Here is a 26780-nt window from a genome sequence, read left to right on the forward strand (position 1 = left end):
CACCGGCAGCTCCACCACCCGCCTGTGGGAACGCGACGTCCTCGGCTTCGGCGTCACCCCGGCACGACCGGGTCCCCGGATCTACGACCTGCCCGCGATCCTGGCCGACCAGGACGCGGACGACCTGCGCGACTGGGCCCAGCACCCGGCCACCGACCTGCCGGACGTGCTGGCGGACACCATCGACGAGCAGGACGCGTCGGCCGAGCTGTGGCTCGCGCTCGGCCCCGACCCGGACGGCACCCGGCTGGCCCGCGCCCTGTTCGTCGGCTCCCTCACGGCCGCCCGGGCCGGGAAACCGGTCGAACTGGTCATCCGCACCGGCCAGGGGCTCCGGATCTGGCCCTTCGCCGCCGACGGCTCGCTCACCGACACCACGGCCGCCACCGACGAGGCCTGGCAGAACGTGGCGGACACCATCGGCGTCCACCTCGGCGCCGTGCGGGCCGAGGCGGCGGCCCGGTACCGCGAGGGGCGGCTCACCCGGCGGCAGCCCGGCGGGCTCGCCGCGCTGGACACCGCCGACCGGGCCGTGGACACCGCCACCACCGCACACCGGGACGCCGACCGCGCGCACACGGCCGCCCGCCGCGACGCCGCGACGGTACGGACGGAACTCACCGGGCTGCGGGGCCGGATCGCCGAGGGCGGGGCGGAGATCACCCGGCTCGACACCGACGCCCGGGAGGCACAGGCCCGCTACGACGACACCGCCGACGAGGAGCGCGGGCTCCACGCCCGGTGGCAGCGGGCCCGGGCCGAGGTGGCCCGGCTGGAAGAGCTCGTCGTCGCCGCCCCGGACGCCGACCCGGCGTCCCCGGACGGGCAGGACGCCCTGGACGCGGCGATCGAGCGGGCCGACGCGCTCCGGGACCGGGGCCGGGCCCTGCACCAGCGGCGCGAGGAGGATCTGGACACGGCGGAGACCGCCCGCGAGGAGGCGGACGGGCTGCGGACCCGCCTGGAGCGGGCCGTCGCCCGGGAGACCACACTCGCGGGGAACCTCCGCCGCGCCGAGTCGGCGGTCGCCGAGGCCGCCCGCGTCCTGCGGCAGGCGGAGGCCGGGCTGCGCCGGGCGACCGGGGTACGCGACACGATCCAGGACCAGGTCGACGGCATCGAGGCCGAACTGATCGACGTACGGAACGAGTTGGGCGAGCAGGCGCGCCGCCACACCCAGGCGTGGGAGGACCTGCCCGCCCTCACCGACGCGCTGGCGACCGGCCGCCGCGCCGAGGGGCTCGGCGACGGGCCGTCCCTGCGCGGTACCGTCTCCTCCGCGCCCGCCCGTCCGACCCGCGCCGGGCGGCTGCGCGGACAGCCCCTGCCCGCCCCGCCGCCCGAGACGTCGGCGACGGCCACCGCCACGGCCCCGCCGCCCACCGCGACGCCGGCGCCCGCGCCGCGCCCCGGCCTGCCCGTCGCCGAACGCACCGAACTGGCCGCCGGGCTGGCCGCGATGACCCAGGACGAGCGCGCCTCCCGGCTGCTGTCCCTGTCGTCCGCCGACCGTGAGGCCCTGGCCGCCGACCGGGCGCTCACCGCCGGGCTGCGCCGGGCCCTGAGCGCCGACGAATTCGCCCGGACCGCCGCCCTCCTGATGGTCGACGTACCGCCCGGCGTGGACCTCCCCGTCTCCTCCGGCATCGAGGCGCGGGCGCAGGTGGCCCGGATGCTGCGCTCGCCCGCCGTGGCCGAACGCATGCTGAAGGAGGGCGCGCGGCTGATCGTGGTCCCCAAGGACGCCGCGACGACCTCGCTCGACGCGTTCGGCCTCCTGCGCGGCGAGACGGACCAGAACGCCCGCCCCTACGACATCCTGCGCGGTGTCGAGGCCGGCGGACGGGCCGCCGTCGGCGAGGAGAACCTGCTGGGCGACACCACCGCCGTACCCGGGTCCGGGCTGTACGCCGACGGCTACTCCGCCGCGACCCACGAGTTCGCGCACGCCCTCCACCGCCACGGCCTCACCGACGAGCAGCGCCGCCTCATCACCGAGGCGTACCACGACAAGGTGCTGGCGGGCAGCTTCGGCGCCTGGCCCGACGGACCGCTGTACGACAGCTCCGGCACCCACCGCAACTACTCGGCCCGGAACGAGTTCGAGTACTTCGCCCAGCTCACCAACGCCTACCTCGGCACGAACACCGGCACCGACCCCTACACCGGCCACCCCCGCAACAACGGCGCGAAGTGGGTCCGGCGCAACGAGCCGACGCTGCTGCCACTCCTCCAGGAGCTGTACGGGCCCGACCCGAAGGCCGTGCACCACTGGGGCGCCAACCCCCGGGCCGAGGAGGACACCTGGGCGGCCTTCCGCGCCCTGTGGGACGGACACGACGGGGCGTACGAGCCGCAGCCCCACGCGCCCGCCCCCGCCCCGCCCGCCCCACCGCGCTCCGCCCCGCTCAGCCGCCCCCGACTGACGGCCACGGCCCGGCGGATCGCAGGCCCCGCATCGCGCCAGGGACTCACCGTGCGGCGGTGCCTGGTGCTGCTGGGCGCGCTCCGGGACGCCCTCTACCCGGGCGGCGTGCGTCCGGCGGCCACGGTCGACGACGCGGCGCTCGGCACCACGACACCGGCCTCCACCCTGGTCCCGGGGCCGGGCTGGAGCCCCGTGGGCTCGTGGGAGGCGGTGGCCCGGACCGTCGCCGCCCAGGGACCGGGCGCGGCGGCGTTCGTCCTGGCACGGCGTCAGGGAGAGGCGCTGGGCCACGCGTGGGCCGCCTACCACCTCGGCGGTTTCGACGGCGTGATGTGGCTGGACCTCTCGGCCCGGGACGGCCGGCAGCTCTCCTCCGCGCCGCCCCCGGTCGCGGCGTCCGAGGCGCGGGCCCTGGTCGTCGGCCCGGCGGGCCGGGCCGTCGAGGGCGCCCTGCCCGCCTTCGCCGCGTCGTCCTCCACCCCGCACTCCCTGCTGGACGCGGCGACCGGCCGCGGCTACGGAGCCATCGGCCTGGAGATCGAACGGCGGCTGGTCTTCGTGATCGGCGGCCTCGGCGACGTTCCGGCCAAGCAGATCCTGGCCACCGCCCCCGGCTTCAGCATCGTCACGGACCACGCGAGCGTCACGCGGACGGCCGACGGCCGCCTGCACCTGACCTTTCCGCCCATCGCGCCGGGCGACCCGAAGCCCCAGCAGTTCGGTTACCTCATCGGTGAGATCGTCGTCGAGCCGATGGCGGTGCTCCCGGGCGAGCGGCGGCAGTCCCCCGAGGAGGCGCTGGAGCGGCTCGCCCGGGTGGAACGGGCCCTGGACGGCCGCGACGAGCCGGGCGCGTCCCCGCAGACCGCCCTCGCCGACCTGCTGCCCTCCGAGGACGGCTGGACGGTCACCGAACTGGGCGGCAGGACTCTGGTCGGCCAGACCCCGGTCCGGACGAACCGCGCCTACGTGCAGCCCACCACCGGCTTCCCCGCCCTCGGGTTGAGCCTGCTCCAGGACCGGGCGGTGGACCGGCTGCCCAAGGGCGCGATCGGGGCGGTGGAGGCGTCGGGCCGGGAGTTCGCGATGAAGGCCACCGCGGAGTTCGTCCGCGCCGTCACCGGGCGGACCGACGTGCCCGACGTGGTCGTCCCCTTCCTCGCCCCGGTCCCGGAGGTCGACGACCTGTGGGGCTACCTCCGGTTCGCCTACGCCCACACCGTCGCCCGGCCGACCGGGGTCATCCTCAACCAGGGGCCCGCCGCGTTCATGGCGAAGAACGGCCTGGCGGTGGCGTCGCGCCCGGCCCTCGACCGGGTCCTGCGGGCGCTGCGCCCCCGGGCCAGGGACTTCCTCGACCGGCACCACGACGGCATCAGCGCCGGCCTCGCCGCCACGCTCGGACGGCTCCTGGAGCTCTACCGCCGGACCATCAGCCCGGACAAGCCCCTCTTCCCGGGCTACTTCGACGCCACGATCGGCGACGTCCCCTCCGCGCGCGAGCACACGACCGCCGTGCTGACCGGACGCACCTCCGAGGGCAAGGCCGTCACGCAGAAGCAGACGGTCGACATGGACGACCACCGGTATCCGACCCTGGACACCGACGACGGCCGCCTCGACATCCCGCTGGTCCTCACGGAGCTGCGCCACTTCGCGTACGGCGGGCAGCAGTTGATGACGCCGCAGGAGATCCGGCGGGCCGTGGCCGAGCTGGCGGAGCTGAGCCGCGAGGCCTACCGCCGGGCCCTCGCACAGCGGGCCCCGCTGCCCGACGACGTCCTGACCGAGTCCCTGAACCGCGTCCTGGACAACGAGGCCGTCCGGGGCCTCGCCCACTTCGTCCATACGGTCCTGATGGCCGGCCTGCCCCAGCTGTCCGGGACGACCCTCCGCCTGATGTCGGTGGGCGAGAGCCAGCAGATCTCCCGCGCCCTGGGCGAGTACGCGCTCGGCACCCCGCTGCCCGCCGACCACCCCCTGCACCGGGCCCTGCGCACGTCGGTCCAGGAGGCGGCCGACGCCGTCGACACGCTCCCCCCGGGGCACCGGCCCCGGCTCCGGGCCATGGTCACCGCCGCACAGGGCGCCCTGGAGGTCCTGGCCGACCCGGAGCGGACACCGCCGCCGCTTCAGTGGGCGTCGGAACTGGTCGCGGTGGACGGCTCCCGGGTCCTCCTGGACCGGGTGCTGGTGGTCAGGCACCGCACCGCCGACGGCACCCCGTTGGGCACCTCCTCGCGCCCCGACCAGGACTGGCAGGACGCCCGGCGGCAGACGTACGGGCTGCTGCCCGAGGTGGTCGGCTTCACCTACGTGCGCCCCGGCCCGGTGACCCTGGAGAGCCCGGTCCAGAACCTGCCGTTCCACGACGCGTACCTGGTCGGGCTGCGCGGCGGACCCGAGGCCGCCGCGCTGGCCCTGTCCGACGGCTCCGACGCCGTCGTCGACTACGCGAGGATCGTGGACTTCCTGTTCGCGTTCGACGGCGATCTGACCGCGCTGGCCCCCGACCGGCCCGTCGTGGTGACGGGGGCCGACCTGGCGGGCCCGCCGTCGGCCGACCCGTTGGAGACGCCCCTGGCCGGCCAGCGGCTCGCCAACGGCCTGGACCACTGGATCTGGACCACCGGCAGCGGCATCGAACCCGTCCTCGCCCCGGGCGACGGGCCGACCGGGCCGCGCTGGCAGCTGGCCGAGGGCGACTGGTGGGCCGGGTTCCGCCCCGAGCCGTCGACCCCCGAACTGGCCCGCTGGGCCGAGCGGATCACCGGCGACCGCGGCCGGGCCCCCGACGTCCTGCGGTGGGTCCGGGCGATCCGGCTGGTCTACGGCCCCACTGTCGACGACCAGGGCAACGCCCTCGCCACGCTGCTGCGCGGCTTCTGGGCGCTGGAGCGGACCCGCGCTGCCAACGGCTTCACGGCCCCGCTCGGCTGGAGCGATCTGCGTACGGCGGTCAGCGGGTACTTCACCGCGAACGGGCAGGCCGAACCGCCGCTGCCGGTGGCGTTGCAGTTCCTGCTGCTCTCCGCCGCCGGGTCGGTCGGGGTCGACCTGGAGCTGTCGGGGATGGCGTTCCCCCCGCAGCACCACAGCGTGCGCGCCTGGGACACGGCCACCCCGGGCGGCTTCGTCGAGGACGTCACCGACCAGGACGAGGAGATGTCCCTCTTCGCCCCGGCGCCCGCCGGACAGCCGGCCGCACCGGCCGCACCCGCCCCCGCCACCGCGTCGGACGCGTTCACCGGCCCGAGCGACCCCGTGCTCGATCCCCAGACCAGGATCACCGGCCCGTCCGGGAGCACCCGGGGCCGCAACTGGACCCGGGGAAGCGTCGACCGTGTCCTGCCGGACACGCTGCGGACCGTCGAGAAGCGGCCGGACACCGCGCCACGGGTCGTCTCGACCGGCCCGGCACCGTGGCCGGACACCGCGTACGTGGTGATCGCCGACGGCGAGGACGGACGGGTGCTGCTGCCGGACGGCCGGGAGCTCGGCCCGGAGGCGGTGGCCGACGCGCTGGCCGCCGACCCGGAGCTGGCGAAGCTCCCGAAGGACGCGCCCGTCGTCCTCGCCGTCCCGTACACCGGGGACCGCTACCAGCAGAACCTGCAAGCCGTGGCCGACCGGCTGGGCCGCACCGTGTGGGGGCCGAGCGGGATGGGCCGCGCCGTCCCCGACGGGTCGGGCGCCCACGTCCTCGCGCTGCTGGACCGCGACGCGGACGCCCCGGTCGGCGACTGGGTGTCGGTCGAGCCCTCGACCGCGATCGGGTCCTACCTCGACCGCACGTGGACGGCGCTGGACGGGACCGTGTTCCACGACAGCGACGTCCTCACCGTGCCGCTGACCGACGAGGACCACCGGCACTTCGGGCGGCTGGCCGTCGAGCAGAAGGACGGCCTGCGGCGGCGGGCGCAGCGGCTCCGCCGGTTCCGAACGCTGCGGGAGCTGTCGCACCGGCTCCCCGAGGGCACCGAAGCGGGCACCGAGAACGAGCCGGTCGGCTCGGAGCCGGTCTCGATGGACTCCGCGGTCTACGTCTACGCCGGCCACGGCGAACCGGGCCGGATGCACCTTCCGCTGCGCGACGGCCGGACGGTGTGGCTGGAGAAGAAGGACGCGGCCGCGTACATCGCCGGGCTGCCCGAGGTACGCAAGTTGCCGCCCGGCCACCGCATGCACCTGGAGGTGTGCTGGAGCTCCTCGGACGGCGACCCGCGCCGCCAGTACCCCTACCTGGGCGAGACGCCCCATGTGGACGACCCCCTCGACGACGTGCCGCTCGACCAGCTGGTGGCCAACATCACCCGCCGGGAGACGGACGGCTCGACCCGCCAGACCGGCTTCAACGACACCCAGCGCATCGCCCTGGCCTCCGCGACCGGCCGGCGGGGCGGCAGGGTCCTGCGCCGCCCCGAACCGCTGGGACCCGCGCTGGACGCCCTGGCCCGGGACTTCGGACTCCACCGCGGCCCGGACCCGGTCCCGCCGGAGACGCGGCAGACGATGCAGCGGCTGCTCCGGGCGGTGCGCACCGTCTTCGGCACCACCTTCGAGGACCATCGCGGCGGGCCGGACGGCCGGTTCGAGCGCGTCATGAAGGGCGTCGTCGCGCTGGAGCGGATGCGGGCGAACGACGGGACGATCTCCCACCTCACCCCGTTCCGGCTGGACATGCTGGACTTCTTCGTCCAGGAGCACTCCGGTCGTACCCCCGACAAGCGGGGGTACGTGGAGCTGCTCGACTTCGCCGCGGAGCGGATCGCCGACGACGAGAACGCCAAGCTCACCGACGCGGTGCCCGCGCCGTCCCTGGACATCGCCCTCAAGCAACTGGCGGACAAGGGCGAGCAGATGATCCGCCACGTGCAGTCACTGCCGGCCCCGGCGCCGTTCACCCCCCGGCAGGTCGCCTCGACCCTGTGGGCCACCACCCGTGCGGCCCGGCTGCTGCGCCCGATGACGCCGACCGCCCGGGAGGCCATGGGCCGCAGGATCCTCCACCTCGACGCCGCCACCGCCTGGGACCGGTCGCGGCAGGAGTCGCTGTGGGCGCTGCTCACCAAGGCGATCGCCGAGGGCGTGGACGTCGGCGACCAGGACGTCATGGCGGCCTATGACCTCGCGGAGAGCGGCGCGTTCACCCTGCCCGCGGTGCTCCGGCAGGGAGCGAACGACCAGGGGATCAACTGGTCCGGCACCCCCATGCCCGCCGGGGTCGACTGGGGCAGCGTGCGGCAGATGACGTTCGGGCCCAACGGCAGCGGCATGTCCTCGGTGCAGCCGGCCTGGACCGGCCCGCACAAGCCGATGCCGGTGCTGAACGTCGTGGAGGTCGACGGGGCCGGGCGGATCGTGCTGCACCTGCCGGGCCGGGCGCCCCTGCCCGTGTCCGACAACGAGTTCCTGGCCCTGCTGGAGCGGGACCCCGGCCTGCGCACCCTCCCGCTGAAGCACCCGGTGCTGTTCCTGACCACCGGCCCGGGGACCCTGAGCCCCCAGCTGGTGCAGAGGTTCTCCGAGCGCACCGGGCGCCCCGCGTACCGGTACAGCGCGCCGATGATGCTCTCCTCCGGCGACCCCGCCACCCCGCTCGGCATCCTCGCGCTGACCGACCCGGCCACGAAGACGCCGGGCGCCTGGACCCGCGCCGCCCGGCGGACCAACGCCCCCGCGGCCGCCTCCGGCACGGGCGACCTGATCGTCTTCAGCCCGTCGGACCGGAAGTCCGGCGCACTGCCGGACATCGGCTCCCTGGGCGTCGGCGACCAGGGACGGCCCCCGGCCGGTTCGCTCCTGTCGCCCGCGACGCTCATGACGAACGCCTCGGGCGCCCCGCGCGGCCGCAATCTCATGGACGAGAAGGTGCGCCGGCTGCGCATCGGACGTGTCCGGGTGTACGAAGAGGAACCGGGCACCCCGGCCAAGGAGAAGGCCGGCGAGGACCGGGCCGCACCGTGGGGCGACTCGGCGTACGTCGTCCGGGGCGGAAGCGGCCCGGACGGGGTGCGGTTCCCCGACGGGCGCACGCTGGACGCGGAGCGGCTGGCGGCCGAACTCGCGGCCGACCCCGAGCTGGCGAAGCTGCCCAAGGACGTCCCCGTCGTCCTGGTCGTCCCGCACCTGGCCAACGAGCGGTACCTGGCCTACCTGCGGGCGGTCGCCAATCTGCTGGAGCGTCCCGTGTGGGCTCCCAGCGGCGACGGCCGACTGGTGCGCGACAAGAAGCGCGAGCACGTCCCCGCGCTCATCGACCACGGCCCGGACCAGCCCCTCGGCTCCTGGGTGCCGTTCCGGCCCACGAAGAAGGCCGCACCGCTCCCGGACCGTCTCTGGACGGCGCTCGACGGCACCGCCTTCCGCGACAGCGACGTCCTCACCCGGCCCCTGGTCTCCGACCGGGACGAGCGGTTCGGCCGGATGTCGCACGGCGACGACGTCCGGGGCCGCGAGACCCTGATGCGTACCTACCAGCGCGCCAGGAAGCTGGTCCACCTGATGGCGTCGGGCAGTCGGACCGCGCTGATCAGCGAGGAGTCCCGGACCCCGGACCCGGCGTCGTACGTGTACGTCGCCCACGGGCTGCCGGGCGGCCTGCAACTGGCCCTGCGCGACGGCCGGACGGTGTGGCTGAGCGCGGAGGACGGCGGCCGGTACATCGGCGGACTGCCCGAGGTCACCGAACTGCCCGAAGGCCACCGGATGAAGCTGGAGGTCTGCTGGAGCGACGTGCCGGGGAACCCGGCCCTGCCGCAGCTGGACAACCGCCCCGCGCCCGCCGTCCAGGACCCGCTGGAGGAGGTCTCGCTCGCCCAGCACACGGCGAACGTGAGCCGCCGCGTCACCGAGGGGGCGCTGATGAGCAGCGGCTTCCACACCGACGCGCACATCCTGCACGACGCCCCCGGCCCGGTCGCCGGGCGCCGCAGGTGGGTCAGCCCCGAGCCGCTGCCGCACGAGCTGGACGAGATGGCCCGCACCGCGGGCCTGCACACCGGGGACGGGCAGGCGCCGCCGGAGGTGCGCGCGACCACCCTCCGGCTGGTGCGGGCCCTGCGCATCGTCTTCGGCCCCGAGGCCGAACAGGACAAGGCCCCGCACGCGCGGCTGCTCCGGGGCATCGGCGCCATGGAGACCCTGCGCGCCAACGACCAGGCGCTGAACCGGTTCACCCCCTTCCGCATGGAGCTGTGGACCTTCATCGCCCAGCGGGTGGGAGGAAAGACCCCGGGCCCCGACGACTACCGCAAGGTCCTGGACCTGGCCGCCGGCCTGCTGGCGCAGAAGCCGGAGGCCCCCCTGGGTGAAGCCATCGGGGACCCGGCGATCCAGCACGCGATCCGGCAGGTCACCCAGTTCGGCGCTCCGCTCGTACGGAACGTGCTGCGGCAGCCCGGACACGTACCGGTGACCGAACGCGCCGTGACACAGGCCTTCTGGGCGATGGCGGGCGCCGCCCAGCAGATGGCCGGCCGGGACGACGCGTTCACGGAGAAGCTGGGCCGCCGGGTCCTGCACGTGTTCCCCGACGAGGAGTGGGCCCCGGCGCGCAAGCAGCACCTGTACATGCTGACGGCCCAGGCCATCGCGGCCGGACTCGACCCGGCGGACTTCTTCACGCTGGCCGCCTTCCACCTCGCCTCCAAGGGGGCCTTCGGCCCCGCCCGCCAACTGCGTTCCGGGGAGGGCTTCCAGGGCTTCAACTGGAGCGGCAGCCCGGCGCCCGGCGGGATCGACCTACGGGCCGTTGGCCGTCAGGACACCGGGGCCGACGGCGCGTCCCTCCAGCACTTCCGCGCGCCGTGGGCCGCCGAGGGCGAACCCGCGGACGCCATGGTGGCGTGGACCGACACCGACGCCGACGGCTTCGTGGTCCTCCACCTGCCGGGCATGCGGCCCCTCCGCGTCGCCGACCGCGAGTTCCTGGCCCTCCTCGACCTGGCCCCGCCGCTGCGCACCCTCGCCCTCGGGGTCCCTGTCCTGTTCGTGCTCTCCGGCGCGGGCAGCGGCACGGGACGCGCCGCCGCACTCTCCGAGGCGTTCTCCAACCGCACCGCCCGCAACGGCTGGTCGTACAGCGGCGCGTTGACGGTGGCCCCGACCACCCCGCCCGCTGCCCCGACCACCCCGCAGCCCGCTGCCACGGCCGCCCCGCTGCGGCTGATCGGACGGCCCGAGACCGCGAGCGGCCGGCAGGGCGTCTGGCGCAAGGCATGGCTCCAGGGTCTGAACTCCAGCGTCCTGGCGACCGCCCCGTACGGCGACGCCCTGTTCTCCTCCCCGAAGCCGGCCGCGCGGCCCACCCCCGTACCGGACACGGAACCGTCCACCGCACCCCCGTCCACGACCGCGCTCACCGTGCCGCGCAGCCTGACCGGGGCCGAGGTCACCGTGCGGCCGCCGCTCGACCGAGCCGGACTCACCGCGCTGGTCCGCCGGGTGACGGGCCGGGAACCGCTGCGCGGCCTGACGGTCGAACGCTGCCTGGTGCTCCTGGGGGCGCTCCGTGCCGAGCTGTTCCCGCAGGGCGTGCGCCCGGCGCGGACGGTGGACGACACGGCGGTCGGCGTCCCCGCCACGGAGTCGTCCCTGGTCATGGGCCCCGGGTGGGGCCGGGTCGGGTCGTGGGAGGCGGTGGCCGGAGCGGTCACCGCCCAGGGGCCGGGCACCGTGGCCCTCGTCCTGGCCCACCGCCAGGGAGCGGCCCCCGGGCACGCCTGGGCGGCCTACCACCTCAGCGGCAGCGGCGGTGTGGTGTGGGTGGACCTCTCGGCCGGCCACGGCCGGCAGGTGTCCTCGCTCCCGCCCGCGGTCGCGGCGTCCGACGCCCGTGCCGTCGTCGTCGGCACCGGCGGACAGGCCCTGGAGCACGCGCTCCCCGAGTTCGCCCCGTCCTCCTCCACGGTCCACGCCGAGCTGGACGCGCCGGTCGAACCGGGCTACGGCGCCATCGGACTGGAGGTCGAGGAGCGCCGCGACCTCTTCCTCGACCTGCCCGGCCGCCTCACCTCGACGCTCGTCCTCGCCCACGGGCCCGGCATCACGCTCGTCACCGACAGCCGAGGCTTCTGGATGACGGCCGACGGCCTCCTCCACGTCAACGAGCCGCAGGTGCCTCCGGGACAGCCGCGCCCGGTCCGCAGGAACTTCGCCATCGGCGAGTTCGTCCTCGACCCCATGGCCGTCCTCCCCGGCGAGCGCCGGCAGACCCAGGAGGAGGGCATGGCCCAGCTCCAGCGGGCGCGCGCCGCCGGACGGCTGCCGGACGAGCGCCAGGTCGCCGTCCCGCTCACCGAGATGCTGGGCCCGCTCGGCGGCTGGACGTTCACCGAGACCGGGCTGAAGGCCAAGGTCAACCCCGCCCCCGAGGGCTTCGACTGGACCGCCTACGGGCAGCTGACCCTCGGCTACCCCACCGTCGGCCTCCGGGAGCTCCAGGACATCGCCCACCAGCGGCTGACCGTCCCCAAGTTCGAGATGGCCGTCGCCGTCGCCCGCAACTTCGGCCAGTCGCTCACCGCGACCTATGCGAACCAGCTCCTCGGCACGATCGCCGTGGAGAGCCACATGGCACCCTTCCTCGCGGCGATCCCCGAGGTCGACGAGGTGTGGGGCTACGGATGGCTGGGCTTCCAGAACGTCGTGGCCGCGCCGATCGGCGACGTCTTCGACAACGCCCGCCCGCCGGGCACCGACCCGGAGCTGATCAAGAACCTCCTGCCCGCGGCCTCACGCAACGCACTGGACCGGGTTCTGCGAGCGCTGCGCCCCCGCACCCGGGCGTTCCTGAACGAGCACCACGACCAGCTCTCCGCCGACGCCGCCGAGCAACTGGGACGACTGCTGGGCTTCTTCCGGCAGCGGCTGACGCCCCATCTGCCCGCCGATCCCGCCTTCTTCGACACCGCCGGGTCGGAGGTGCCGACGCCCCGCGAGCACTGGACCGCCGTCCTCACCGGCCGCACGTCCCAGGGTGAGCCCGTCAGCCAGCGCTACGCCGTGGGCATGGACGACGGCGACTACCCGGTCCTGGACACCGACGACGGCCGGCTGGCGGTCCCCCTGGTCCTCGCCGAGCTGCGGCACTTCGGCTACACCGGCCAGTTCATGACGCCCGAGGAGATCCAGCGCGCCGTCACCGAACTGTCCGCCCTCAGCCGCACCGCCTACGAGCGCGCCCTGCGGTCCCGGGCGCCGCTTCCCGAGGACGTGCTGCGCGAGTCCGTCCGGCGGATCGTGGACAACCCCGTGGTGCGGGGCGTCGCGGGCTTCCTGATGGTGGCGGCGCGAGCCGGCATCCCCCAGGCGGGCGGTGCCACCCGCAGGCCGCTGACCGAGTGGGACAGCCGGAACATCTCCCTGGCGCTGGGCGAGTACGCGCTGGGCCGGCCCCTGCACGACGGCCATCCCGCGTACCAGGCCCTGCGGGCCGCGCTGGCGGAGGCGTACGCGCTGCTGCCGAACATCCCCCCGGGCGGACAGGCGAAGGCCCGGGGCTTCTTCGACGCGGCACGTGGCGCCCTGGCCGTCCTCGCCGACCCGGCGCAGACCCCGCCGGTCATGCGGTGGTACGCGGAAGTGGTCGCGATGGACGGTGCCCGCGTCCTCCTGGACCGCGTGATGGTGATCCGGCACCGCGACGCGCAGGACATCCCGGTGGGCACGTCCTCCCTGCCGCTGGCAGCCTGGCAGGACGGACTGCGGCAGCACCACGGCCTGCTGCCCCAGGTGACCGGCTTCACCTACCTGAGGCCGGGCCCGGTGCCGCTCGAAAGCCCCGTCCAGGCACTGCCCTTCGAGGACGCGTACCTCGTCGGGCTGCGCGGCGGCCCCGGCGGCGCGCTCCTCGCGCTGGCCGACGGCACCGACGCGGCGTTCGGCTACGCCCGCATCGTGGACTTCCTGTACGCCGTGGACGGGGACCTCACCGCGCTGGCCCCGCAGCGGCCGGTCCTGGTGACGGGGGCCGATCTCGCGGGCCCGCCGCCCGCCGACCCGCTGGACACCCCGGTGGCCGGCCAGCAACTGGCCAACGGCCTGGACCGGTGGGTCTGGGCCCCCGGCAGCGGCGCGGAGGCGTTCCTCGTCCCCGCCGACCGGACGGCCGGGCCGCGCTGGCAGCTGGCCGAGGGCGACTGGTGGGCCGGGTTCCGCCCCGAGCCGTCGACCGCCGAACTGGCCCGGTGGGCCGAGCGGATCACCGGCGACCGGGGCCGGGCACCGGACGTACGCCGCTGGGTCCGGGCGATCCGGCTGGTCTACGGCCCCCTGCTGGAGAACGACACGACCGCGTTCGAGGCGCTGCTGCGCGGCTTCTGGGCGCTGGAGCGGACCCGCGCTGCCAACGGCTTCACGGCCCCGCTCGGCTGGAGCGATCTGCGTACGGCGGTCAGCGGGTACTTCACCGCGAACGGGCAGGCCGAACCGCCGCTGCCGGTGGCGTTGCAGTTCCTGCTGCTCTCCGCCGCCGGGTCGGTCGGGGTCGACCTGGAGCTGTCGGGGATGGCGTTCCCCCCGCAGCACCACAGCGTGCGCGCCTGGGACACGGCCATCGCCGGCCCGGACTTCTTCGCCCCTGCCGGCACCGCCCCCGCCGCCGCGCCGGCCACCGCAGCGCCGCCACCGGCGACCGGTGCCTTCACCGGGCCGAACGATCCGCTGCTCGCCCCGGACACCCTGCTGACCGGACCGTCCGGCGCGGCGCAGGGCCGCAACTGGACCACGAAGGACGTCAGCCGCATCCTCCCGGGGACCCTGCGGACCATCGAGCGCCGGCCCGGCGCCGCGCCGAAGGTCGTCGCGACCGACCCCGCCCCCTGGCCGGACACCGCGTACGTCGTCACCGCCGACGGCGAGGACGGGCGGGTGCGGACGGCGGACGGCCGGGTCCTGGACGCGGAGGCGGTCGCCGACGCGCTGGCGGCCGACCCGGAGCTGGCGAAGCTCCCGAAGGACGTGCCCGTCGTCCTCGCCGTCCCGTACACCGGGGACCGCTACCTGGAGACGCTCCGGGTGGTGGCCGACCGGCTGGGCCGCACCGTGTGGGGGCCGAGCGGCGTGGGCCGGATCGTCCCCGACGGCACCGGGGACGCGCACGTCCTGGTGACGATGGACCCCGACCCCGATGCCCCGGTCGGGGCGTGGGTGTCCGTCGCTCCGTCACCGACGACCGGACCGCACGAGGACCGGACGTGGACGGCGCTGGACGGCACCGTGTTCCGCGACAGCGACGTCGTCACCCGTCCGCTGGCCGACGAGAACCACCAGCGGTTCGGCCGGATCGCCGTCCACCGGGGGGACGCCCTGCGGCGGCGCGAGCGCAACTTCCGCGCCCTGCGCAGGATGCGACGGCTCGTCCACTGGACGCCCGCGGGCACCCGCGCCCAGGAGACGGCCTCCGAACCGGTCGCCATGGACGCGGCCGTCTACGTCTACGCCGGCCACGGCGAACCCGGCCGGATGCAGCTCCCGCTCCGCGACGGCCGGACCGTCTGGCTGGGCAAGCACGAGGCGGCCGCCTACATCGCGGGGCTGCGCGAGGTCCGCGAACTGCCGCCCGGCCACCGCATGCACCTGGAGGTCTGCTGGAGCTCCTCCGACGGCGACCCCGCCCACCAGCAGCCGTCGTTCGCCCCCGTCCCGCACGTCGACGACCCGCTGGGCGACGTCCCGCTCGACCAGCTCGTCGCCAACCTGACCCGCCGCGACACCGACGGCTCCACCCGGATGACCGGCATGGACGACACCCGGCGCTTCATCATGGGCGCGGCCGACGGCGGACACGGCCGCCGCGTGCCGCGCCGCCCCGAACCGCAGGACGACGAGCTGGACCGACTGGCACGCGTCGCCGGACTCCACCGGACCCCGGGCGATGTGCCGCCCGGGACCCGGGAGGCGACGCTCCGGCTGGTACGCGCCCTGCGGGCGGTGTTCGGCGACGCCGTCGAGGACGACCGGGTCACGCCCGGTGGGCGCTACGAGCGGGCGCTCCGCTCCATCGGCGCGCTGGAACGCCTCCGCGCCAACGACCCCGCCCTCAACACCTTCACCCCGTTCCGCGGCGACCTGCTCGACTTCTTCGTCCGCGAACACACCGGCCGGGAACCGGACCTTGCCGGATACCGGGCCCTTCTCGACCACGCGGCCGCCCGCATCACGGCCGACCCCGACGCCCGCCTCACCGACGCCGTGCCGTCGCCTACGCTCCAGATCACTCTGACGCACCTGGCGGACGCGGGCGAGCAGGCGATCCGCCACGTCCAGTCGCTGCCACCCCAGGCTCCCTTCACCCCGCGCCACGTGGCGTCCACGCTGTGGGCCACGGCCCGGGCCGCCCAGCTCTTCCGCCCGATGACCCCCGGCGCCCGCGCGTCCATGGGCCGCAAGGTCCTCCATCTGGACCCCGCCGCCACCTGGGGCCGGAACCAGCAGCAAGCCGTCTGGGCGGTGTCGGCCAAGGCGATCGCCCAGGGCTTGGACGCCACCGACCACGACCTGCTCGCCGCGTTCCACCTGGCGGAGAGCGGCGCCTTCGGCCCGGCCGCCGTGCTGCGGCAGGGACCCAACATCCAGGGTGTCAACTGGTCCGGCGTCAACGCCCCCGCCGGGATCGACTGGAGCACCCTGCGCCGGCCCGAGGGGACGGCCTCCCACCAGCTCACACCCGAATGGGCCGGCCCCGGCAAGCCCATGCCCCTGCTCAACGTCATCGAGGTCGACGCGACCGGCACCCTCCACCTCCACCTCCCCGGCCGCGCTCCCGTCCCCGTACCGGAGAACGAGTTCCTGGCCCTGCTGGACCTGGCGCACGAGCTGCGCACGGTCTCTCTCGGCATCCCGGTGCTGTTCCTCACCACCGGACCGGGGGCGCTGAGCCCGGAGCTGGTGCAGCGGTTCTCGCAGCGCACCGGCCGCCCCGCCTACGGCTACAGCGCCCCGATGGCGCTCACTGCCCCGAGCCCCAGGAACCCGCTCGGCATCGTCGCGCTGCCGGACCCGGCGACCAACGCCCCGGGCCGATGGACCGCCGCCGCCCGCCGGTTCACCGCCGCCACCGCCACCGCCACCGCCACCGGCCAGGACCAGCCGGCCTTCTTCGGGCCGCCGTCCCCGGCCGACCTGGGTACGGACCCCTTCCAGGACCCTGCCACCGTGCTGCGGGACGACGCGGGGAAGGTGCTCGGACGCGATCTGACGGGCGCCTGGACCGACCGGGTGCGCACCGACCGGGTACGGGAGGTCGTGGACGGACAGGCCGCCCGGGAGCCGGACGAGTCCGCACCCTGGGGGAGCGAGGCCTATCTGGTCGGCGACCGTGCCCGCGACGCCCAGGGCCTGACCCCGGAGGCGTTCGCGGAGAAGCTGGCCGCCGATCCGGAACTGGCCGCACTGCCGTCCCACGTGCCGGTGGTCCTGGCGATCCCGTACGCCGGCGCGCAGTACCTGGAACTGGTGCGCGCGGTCGCCGGCCGGCTCGGCCGACGGGTATGGGCCCCCAGTGGCGACGGGCGGCTCCGCCACGACTCCGCCCTCCAGGCCCGCATCCCGACGATGACGGTCCACGACACCACCGGCTGGCACGGCGACTGGGTGCCCTTCGACCCGCCCGCGGTGCCGGCGCCCTACGAGGACCGGCAGTGGACCTCGGTCGGGGGCAGGACCTTCCGCGACAGCGACGTGGCGACCCGCCCCCTGGTCTTCGACCGCCGCGTGCGGCACGGCAGGGTGTCGGTCGGCGACGACCTGGACCAGCGCGAGAGGATGCTGCGGGGGCTCTTCCACCGGCGGCAGCGGATCCACTACGCGGCCACCACCATGGGCGACCAGCCTGTCAGCATCGAGTCGTTCACCCCGGACCGCGCGGTCTACACCTACTACGGGCACGGCTTCCCCGGCGCGCTGGCCATCGTCCTGCGCGACGGCTCGACGGTACTGCTGGCCGCGCCCGACGGCGGACGGTACATCGGCGGACTGCGCGAGGTCCGCGAGCTGCCGCCCGGCCACCGGATCGGCCTCCAGGTCTGCTACGCGGCATCGGCGGGCAACCACCGCGACCCGCAGCGGGAGGGCCGCCCGGTAAGGCCGGTGGAGGACCCGCTGGAGGAGCTCTCCCTCATCCAGCACACGGCCAACGTCGGCCGGCGGGAGGCCGAGGGCCCGACCCTGGTCGCGGCGCTGGACGACGACTCCTACGTACTGGAGGACACCCCCGGCGGCGTGGTCGGCCGCCTGGTGCGCGTCCGCCCCGAGCCGACCGGCGCCGAACTGGACCGCCTGGCAGTGATCGCGGACCTGCACGGCGATCCGGACACCGTGCCGCCGGAGGTCCGGGCGACCGTCCTGCGGCTGGTCCGCGCGCTGCGCCTGGTCTTCGACCACGCCGTGGAGGACGACCGCGGGGTCCCGGGCGGCGGGTACGAGCGGGCGCTGAAGGGCATCGCCGCGCTGGAGACCCTGCGCGCCAACGACCCCGGCATGCGGCGGTTCACCCCGTTCCGGATGGAGCTGTGGACGTTCCTCGCCCGGCGCGTCGGCGGTGACACCCCGGGCCGCGACGCCTACCGGGACGTCCTGGACGCCGCCCGGCAGCTGATCGGCGGGCAGCCGGACAGCACGCTCTCCGGGATGCTGCCGGACACCCCCCTGACGTACGCCGTCGACGAACTCTCCGGCAGCCAGGGCGAGGACCTCGTCCGCGACGCGGTGGGCCTCCCCGAACCCGTCACCCTGCGGCCCAAGGACATCACCCGCGCCTTCTGGGCGATGGTGGCCGGCGTCGACCTGGTCCTGTTCCGCCTGGACCCGGCGCAGCAGGAGAGCCTGGGCCGCCGCGCCCTCCACCTCGCGGACACGGACGCGTGGAGCGACGCGACGACGGCGGACCTGACGTTCCTGGCGGTACGGGCCCACGCCCGCCGGATCGACATCACCGACCCGCACCAGCTCGCCGCCCACCACCTCCGCGAACTCGGCGCCCTCCGGCAGATCCTCACCGACGGGACGGAGCCGACCGGCTACAACTGGAGCGGACGGCCTGCCCCGAACGGCGTGGAGAGCGACCAGTGGTACGCGCGGGTCAAGGCCGGCGACGACGTCCTCACCCTTCCCCATCCGGCGCGGTGGAGGTCGACGGAGCCGGGTGGAAAGTCCCTGGTGATCTGGACCGGGACCCGGGCGGACGACGGCGGCATCGTCATCCACCTGCCCGGACAGGCCCCGCTGCCCGTCCCCGACGAGGAGCTGTGGGCGCTGCTGGACCTGGCCCCGCTGGTGACCGACGCGGGCGTCGACGTCCCCGTCGTCTTCCCGATGGCCGGCTTCACGGACGGCCACGCGCGGCGGACCCAGCCGTTCACCGACCGCACCGGCCGCAGCGCCTTCGGCTACTCCGGACCCTTGGACCTGATCGAGGACGACCCGTTCGGCCCGCTGCGCGTCACCGCCCTGCGGGAGAAGAAGCTGGGGCAGTGGACCAGGACCATCTGGAAGCCCCGGTCGGCCCAGGTGGCCGCGACGGGGACGCCCGGCGGGGCGGCGGTCAAGGCCGGCCCCTCCGCCTGGCCGGTCCACTCGGCCCGGCACGACTCCGGCACCGGTACCTTCCACTTCACGACCGGCACGCCCCGCCGGGCCCAGGAGTCCGACGGGGAGAGCGGCCGGCCGGACATCGCCTATCCGTCCGGCGTCCGCATCAACGCCACCCCGGTGTCCACGGCGGACCAGGACGGCACCCCGGGGCCCGGCCCCGCCGAGGCGGCGCCCGCAGCCACCGGACCGGCGCCCGCAGCCGCCACCGGCCCGGCCTGGGCCGTACGGTCCTGGCGTCCCGCCGGATCGCCCGGCACCGCCCGGTTCGCCGCCCTGTACCGCGACCGGGAATGGCAGCGTCGCAGCACGGCCTTCGAGCTCGCGTTCGCCGCGCACACGGGCCGCGCCGCAGGGCTCACCGAGGCAGCGCGCGACGCGGTGTCCCGCATGGCCGGCGAACTCACCGCGCACCACGGCGAGCAGGCTGCCCCGCGCGCCTTCTTCGCCCCGGACGCGCCCCCGGGCGACCCGGCCGCGGCGCTGGAGCGGCTGCTGGCCGCCCCGCCCGGACCGCTCACCCTCGCCGCGCTCATGACCGCGTTCACCTACGCGGCCCACGCGGGCCACGGCCTGCCCCGCGAGACGGCCGAGACCCTGGCCCGCCCGCCCGGCCAACAGGGGCGCTACGCGCCGGGCAACTCCTACCGCGAGGTGCACGACAGCCGCGGCATGCGCCGCGTGGGCGGCGAGGACGGCCCCGCACTGCGGCTTCTGCGCACCTACACCGCGCTCGGTGCGACACCGGACAGCCTCCTCGTCCTGCGCGACGCGCTCATCGCCTGGGCGATCCCGGCCGACCTCCAGTCGCTCCACGAGATCCTGCGCGCCTCCCACCGGGTCGGCCGGGGAACCGCCGCGGAGCGCGACACCGCGCTGCGCGACGGCGCCGGACTCCACACCTGGGCGGCCGGCTCGCTCACGACGGGCGGCCCGGACCGGGACGGACGGACGGCCCCGCCCGCAGGGCAGTCGGTCCCGCCGCACCTCGCCCTGTACGCCGAGCGGATGACGTTCGGCCGTGACATCACGCGCAGCGGGTTGAACCTTCCCGACGACCTCGCGCACCTGGCCGACGCCGCGCTCGCCGGTACCCTGCGCCCGGACACCGCCCGGAACCGGGCGCTTCTCGCCTGGCTCGACCGCTACGGCGACGCGGGCCGGGACGCGCTGCGGCGGCTGTCGCCCGCCCATCTGACGGCGATCCACCTGTACAGCGGCGCCGACTACCGTCTGATGAAGGCGTTCCTCAACGGCGAGCGGTTCGGCGCGGGTATGGGGCGTCGCCTCGTACGTCTCAACGCCTGGACGATGACCAGCAAGATGGCGGAGGTCGGAGCGGCCGACCTGCTCCCGATGACACTGCGCCGGCAGCGGGGTTTCACCGCTCTGTTCGATGCCATGTGGGACGTGGACGACCTCCAGGAACGGACCGCCGAGGTGGCCGCCCTGAGGCGCCGTCTGGACGCCATGGCCGACGCGGTGTTCGCGGAGCTTCCGTCGCACGTCGACATGGTGGTCGAGGCGCTGGAGATCCTGCCGCCGCTGCACGGAGACGTCTGGTGGGGCGACCGTGGCATGCCCGGCCCGCTGGGCGCGCCACCGTCCGACGGGCCGGTGTACGGGCGGAACCGCATCACCGTGCCCTTCTTCCGCAGCACGGCGCTGGTGCGGGACGAAGCGCTCGGCTTCATGCACCGGAGCAAGGGAGCTCCCGGTGACACGCACCTCGGACTGGTCCATGTGCCGGACTCGACCGCGCGGGAGGTCAGCCCGTTCGTGGTGCTGCCGCTGGAGACCGAGGTCCTGTACCCGCCGGGCGCCTCTTTCGACGTCACCACCCGGACGGTCGTCCCCGGCGACCCGCGTACGCGGCCGTACGAGAGCATCGACGTCACCGAGGCGACCACGACCGGTACGACATCCGGCACTCCCGACGAACTCTTCGGCATCGCGCCCCCAACCGACACCCGGGAGACGTCGTCCCGTCGCGCGCCGGTGCTGCGGACCGTGCGCCGACAGGACGGCAGCACGATCGGCATCGCGTCGTTCGACGACGCGGACTGGGCGGAACGGCAGCAGGAGTACGGCCGACTGGCCGCCGCGACGGGCTTCGTGTCGTGGGAACGCGACGGCGACGGCAGGCCCGTCCCCACCCACCGGGCGCTGCCCGGGGGTGGGACGACAGGGGGGACGTTCTTCTTCGCGTCGCACGGCGGCGGTGACGGGCTCGCGCTCGTCACCGAGGACGGCGGCCGGCGGACGGATGACGGTTCCTACGCCGGGCGGCTGCTGCGGTCGGCCGGCACGCGCGGTTTCGGCAGTGTGACGGTGCTCGCCTGCGGCCCCGGCGACGTGCCCCGCAACCGGGCGGAGGCCCGGGCGCGGGCGATACGCATCGCGAACGGGGCGGGACTGCCGGTCCACCTCCCCACCGGCCGGGTGGCGGTGTCCGACGGGCTGCCGCACCTGCTGGAGGACGCCGACGGGCAGCCCGCGGAGTGGGTCACGGCCTATCCGGCGGGCTGGACGGGCCCCCGCGTCCCGACGCCGGGCACGTCCGCCGCCGGACGCACCGCGTACCGCTACCCCGCACCCGCACAGTTCAACGTCCAGGGCCGGGTGCTGGACGCCGCCCCCGAAGAGCTCGACGACCTCGACGCCGACCGGGGCACGCCGTGGTCGGTGTCGTCCTGGAGCCCCGCCGGGGCACCGGGCACAGCACGGTTCACCGGGTTCTACCAGGAGCGCGCCTGGCGACAGGCGAGCGTCGACTGGGAGGACTCGCTCGCCGAGGCGCTGAGCGAGGTCCCCCGGCTCGCCGAGGCCGCCGGGCTCGCGGTGCGCGGGCTGTACGGACAACTCGCCCTCCGTAACGGGGAGGAGCGGGCGGCACGCGCGTTCTTCGCCCCGGACGAGACGCCCGACGACCCGGCCGCCGAGCTGGAGCTGCTGCTCGACGAGCCTTCCGGCCCGGAGGCACTGGACGGGCTGATGCGGGCGTTCGTGCACGCGGCCTACGCCGGACCGGGGCTGCCGACCCCTGTCCACGAGGCGCTCACCGGGGGCGGCGGGCGGTTCGGTGGAGACAGCGCCTACCGCGCCGTGCACGACAGCCGGGGCTTCCGCCGTGTCGGCGGCGAGCGCGGCCCCGCGCTGCACCTGCTGAGGGTGTTCGCGGCGCTCGGCCTGCCGTCCGGCCTGCTGCCCCCCTTCCGGGCCGCCGTGGCCGCCTGGACGATTCCGTACGACCTCCACTCGCTGCACGAGGTACTGCGCGCCTCCCACCTGATCGGCATGGGCGCCGCCGACGAGCGCGGAGCCGCCGCGCGTGACGGGGCCGCGCTGCACACCTGGACCGTGGGCGCCTTCACGGAGAGCGGCCTGCTCCCGCGCGAGGACGGAGCAAAGGCGCCCGCAGCCCTGGTTCCGCCGCACCAGGCGCTCTACCAGGACCGCATGTCCTTCCCGTTCGAGCTCACCGGGACGATGGACGTGCCCGACGCCCTCGTCACGATGGCCGACGCCGCGCTCGCCGGAGCGCTGCCGTCCCTTCCCACGCCCAGACTCCAGATCATGGCCGCATGGCTGGAACGGTACGGCGACCGCGGCGCCGCCGCGCTCAGGCAGCTCACGCCCGCCCACATCACGGCCCTGTACCTCTACAGCTCCTACGACTACCGCCTGATGAAGGCGCTGCTCAACGGGGAGCGGCTGGGCCGGGGCGTCAGCCGTCACCTGGTGCGTTTCCACAGCTGGCGGTACCTGCTGGAATCGGCGCGCGAGGAGGAGCTGGACATGCCGCCGCTCACCCTGGTCAGCCGTCCCGAGTTCGCGGACCTGTACGCCGAACTCACCGAGCTGCCCGACCTCGACACCCCCCATCCCGACCTGGCCGCGCTGCGCCGCCGCGCGGACATGATGGCCGACCGGCTCCACGACGAGCTGAGGCTCCACATCGACATGGCCATCGAGGCCCTGGAGATCCTGCCGCCCGTCGACCGGACCATCTGGTGGGGCGAGCGGGGTGCGCCCGGGCCCGTCGAGCGGCCCGCCCTGAACGGTCCGCTGTACGGCGACGGCGCCATCGAGGTGGCGTTCTTCCGCAGTACCTCGCTGAAGATCGAGGAGGCCGTCGAGTTCGCGCTGAGCGACAAGCCCGTGCCCGCCCGGTCGCACCGCAGGCTGATCGAGGTCGCGAACTCCACGGCCCGCGACGCCGCCCCCTTCCTCAAGCACCTGTCGGAAGGGGAGGCGCTTTACCCGCCGGGCATGCGCTTCGACGTCGTCGGCCGGCGACTCGTCGAGTCCTACCGGCGGCCCCCGATGCTGCACGAGGTGGCCGAAGAGGCGCCCCCGCTGCCCGACGCCCCCTCCGAGGTGCCGCGGACCGGCCCGGTGCCGTACACACCGGCCGTGTTCGAGGACGCGGTGGACGACGTGTTCGACCTCGGCCGTTCCGACTCCGGCCTGTCGGACGTCGACCTGTCGGATGTCGACGGGTACTCCGAAACGGACTCCGACGCGGACTCCGGCCTCGTCGACGCGGGCCCCTCGGAAACGGCCACCCGTGCCTACCCCCGGCACGACTTCTGGAATGCCCCGTGGGAGGGGCGGGGGACCGCGCCGACCACGCAGCAGATCGTCCTCCAGGAGATCGACGCGGACGGCAGGACCGTCGGCAAGGCATCCTTCACCCGGCGCGACTGGGCGCTGCGCGAGCCCTTCTACAGCCGCCTGCCCCAGGCCACCCACTACACGGAATGGAGCCGCGGACCCGCCCAGGAACGCGTCGCCCACCGGCGTCCCCTCCCCGCCACGGGAGCGTCCGGCACCTTCTTCTGGACGTCTCACGGCGGGCCGGAAGGCTACGCCGTCGCCGGGGCGAACGACCTGCCCGCCGGCGCCGACAGCGCGGCGGTGGGACGTCTGCTCGGACAGGACCTGGCCGCCGCGGGCTTCACCAGCATCACCGTCCTCGCGTGTGACGTGGCCACCGCCACCGGCGGACCCGCCGGCACCGCACCCGGGGGCGAGGGCCTGGAGCGCGCCGTCCGCCGGGGCGCGGACATCGCCGACCTCACCGGCCTGGACGTGTACCTCAACACGGGGCGCACGGCGATCACCCCGGGCCGGGACGAGGACGGGGGACCGACCGCCGACATCCACCTCCTGGAGGCGGCGGACGGGAGCCCCACCACCGTCCTGCGGGTCCCGCCGAGGTCCCGGGCGGGTGCGAACGCCGTGCTCCCCGCCGTCCCGGCCCCCGCCACGGGCACCCCGGTCACCCAGCCCTGGTCGGTGCCCGGGTGGCGGGTCGCCGGAGCACCCGGGACCGTGCGGTTCGCCCGGCTCTACCGCGACCGGAACTGGCGCAACCTCAGCTTCCGGTTCGAGGCGGGGCTGGCACAGAGGCTGGCCGCCGAACCCGAGACCGTCCAGGCCGCCGCGCACGCCCTCTCCCGGCTCCGTCAGGCCCTCGCCCAGCGACACGGTCCGCTCGCGGCGGACGGCGCCTTCTTCCAGGGGCCCGAGGCCCAGCAGTGGACCGGACAGCCGGAGGCGGTGTCGCGCTTCCTGGAGAGCCGGCCGTCGGTTCCCCAGCTGGTCCAGGCGTTCGGCCTGGCGGCGTACGGCAACGGAGGGCCCGTCACCCTGCAGCAGACCCTGCCCGGCTGGCTCGCGATGCCGTGGCCGCCCCGGCCGAACGGGAACCGGCAGGGGGCCTATCGGATCGCGCACGACCCGCGCGGATTCCGTTACGTGGGCGGCATGGTCGGCCCGGCCCTGTGGATGCTCCAGGCTTACCGGGCGCTCGGGGCGACCGGGCCCGAGCTGCTGGCCTTCCGCAAGGCGGTGCTGTCCTGGTCGATCCTGACCGACACCCAGTCCCTGCACGAGGTGCTGCGCGCCTCGCACCTGGCGGGTGTGGGCCTGGAGCCGGAGCGCGCCGCGCTCGCCCACGACGGAGCCCGGTTGCACCAGGTGACCGCGCGCGTCTTCGGCATGGGCCCGGTCCTGCCGCACCACCAGGCCTACGACCTGAGGACGCGCTTCTTCTCCCGCTTCGACACGGACATCCCCGGAGACCTCGTCCAGGCGATGAACGCGGCGATGACCGGGGCCCCGGTGAGGGAGGGGCTGGCGGAGCGGACCGAGGTGGCCACCCAGTGGCTGGAACGCTTCGGCGACCGCGCGCGGGCCTCCCTGCGCGCCCTGACCCCGGGCCATCTGACCGCCCTGTTCCTCTACACCAGCCAGGACCACGAGCTCTTCAAGACCTACGTCACCGCCGGGCGCTTCGGCGAGGCGGTCGGCCGCTGGATGTTCGGGCAACGGGTGTGGCGGTACGTCCGCGAGGACGCTGTGGAGAGCGGGCAGGGCCTGCCCGAACTGCTGGACCGTGACGAGGACCTGAGCGATGCCATGTCCGATCTGCGGGACCTGGGCCCGGACGCGACCGGGCCGGACGTCCAGGAGATCCGCCGCCGGGTGAACCGCGTCGCCGACCGGCTGTACGACGACATGAGCACGCACGTCGACATGGCGGTCGAGGCGCTGGAGATCCTGCCGCCGCTCAACGGGCAGGCCTACTGGGGCGGCTGGCTCCCCGGGCGCCTGGACGCGATTCCGCAGGACTCGCCGCTCCTCACCGCGACCACCCTGTTCGTGCCGCGGTTCCGCAGCACCACCGAGAGCTGGGAGACGGCCGGAGGCTACACCCGGGGTGATCTGGAGGAGATGGGCGACGCCCAGGACCGGCACGCGATGCGCGGATACGTGGAGCACTCCACCGCCCGTCCGGTGGCGCCGTTCTCGGCGTGGCTCGACGAGGAGGAGGTCCTCTATCCGCCGGGCGGGGCGCTGAGCATCGCCAACCGTGAGGTCGTGACGGAGCCCGAGACCGGACGTGACTACCTCGACTACGAGTTCCGGGAGATGCCCGGCTATCCCCACCCGGCCTTCTACAACGCGCAGGACGGCACCTCGCCCCGGATCGTCGAACTCACCGACGACTCCGCCGACACCAGCGAGACCGACGAGTCGGAGACGCGGCAGCCGGACGCGACCGCGCCCCGCGACGGCTACCGCCGCACGGGACCGTACGCCGCCGAACTCGACGGCACCCTCTTCGCCCTGCACGAATCCCCGGGCGAGGGGGACCGGACCGCGGACGTCCTGCTCTTCGCCGTCCGCCACGTGGCCGGAGACGGACTACGGGACGCGGGCGCCGACACGGGGGAGGACTTCCGCGCCTGGCTGGTCGGTGCCGTCACCGACGACGACGCCTCCGACCTGGACATCCCGCCGCTGGACGGCGGCCGGGACCTTCCGCTGGCCCTCCTCGACCGGGCCGGCGCCTCCCTCGGCGTATCCCTGCGCACGGAGGCCATGCTCCTCGGCGACCGCCTCCCCGCCTCGCGGGTGGCGTTGAGCCCGGTGCAGCGCCTGCGGGTGCTGCTCGCCGACCCCTCCTACCGACAGAGCGGCACCACACTGCCGATGGGGCCCCTCGCAGCGGCGACGGCACGCCGCCTCGGTGTGACGGTGGCCGTGGCGGGCCCCGACGACGAGGTGACGTTCCACGGTGAGCGCACCGAAGGCGGACCGCTCGCCCTGCTGGTCGCGGACGGGGACCGCCATCTGGCCGGGCTTCCGGAAGGACCCGGCGATACGGCCGTCGACGAGGAGGAGTGGCTGAACCGGCTGGTGCACGCCCTGTCCGTGGCCCCGGCGTCCGTGCTGCGCCGGGCGGCGGACC

General features: G+C 75.2%; 1 protein-coding gene (only partly in view). It reads left to right on the forward strand.

This entire window lies inside a single protein-coding gene on the forward strand: locus tag ACIRJT_RS23110, encoding a lonely Cys domain-containing protein. The 40314-nt coding sequence extends 12299 nt beyond the window's left edge and 1235 nt beyond its right edge, so the window shows coding positions 12300–39079, spanning codon 4100 (partial) through codon 13027 (partial); the first codon wholly inside the window starts at position 2. Both codon boundaries (start and stop) fall beyond the window edges.

Origin of the sequence: Streptomyces sp. NPDC102283 (assembly GCF_044766265.1) — a bacterium.
Taxonomy (GTDB): Bacteria; Actinomycetota; Actinomycetes; order Streptomycetales; family Streptomycetaceae; genus Streptomyces.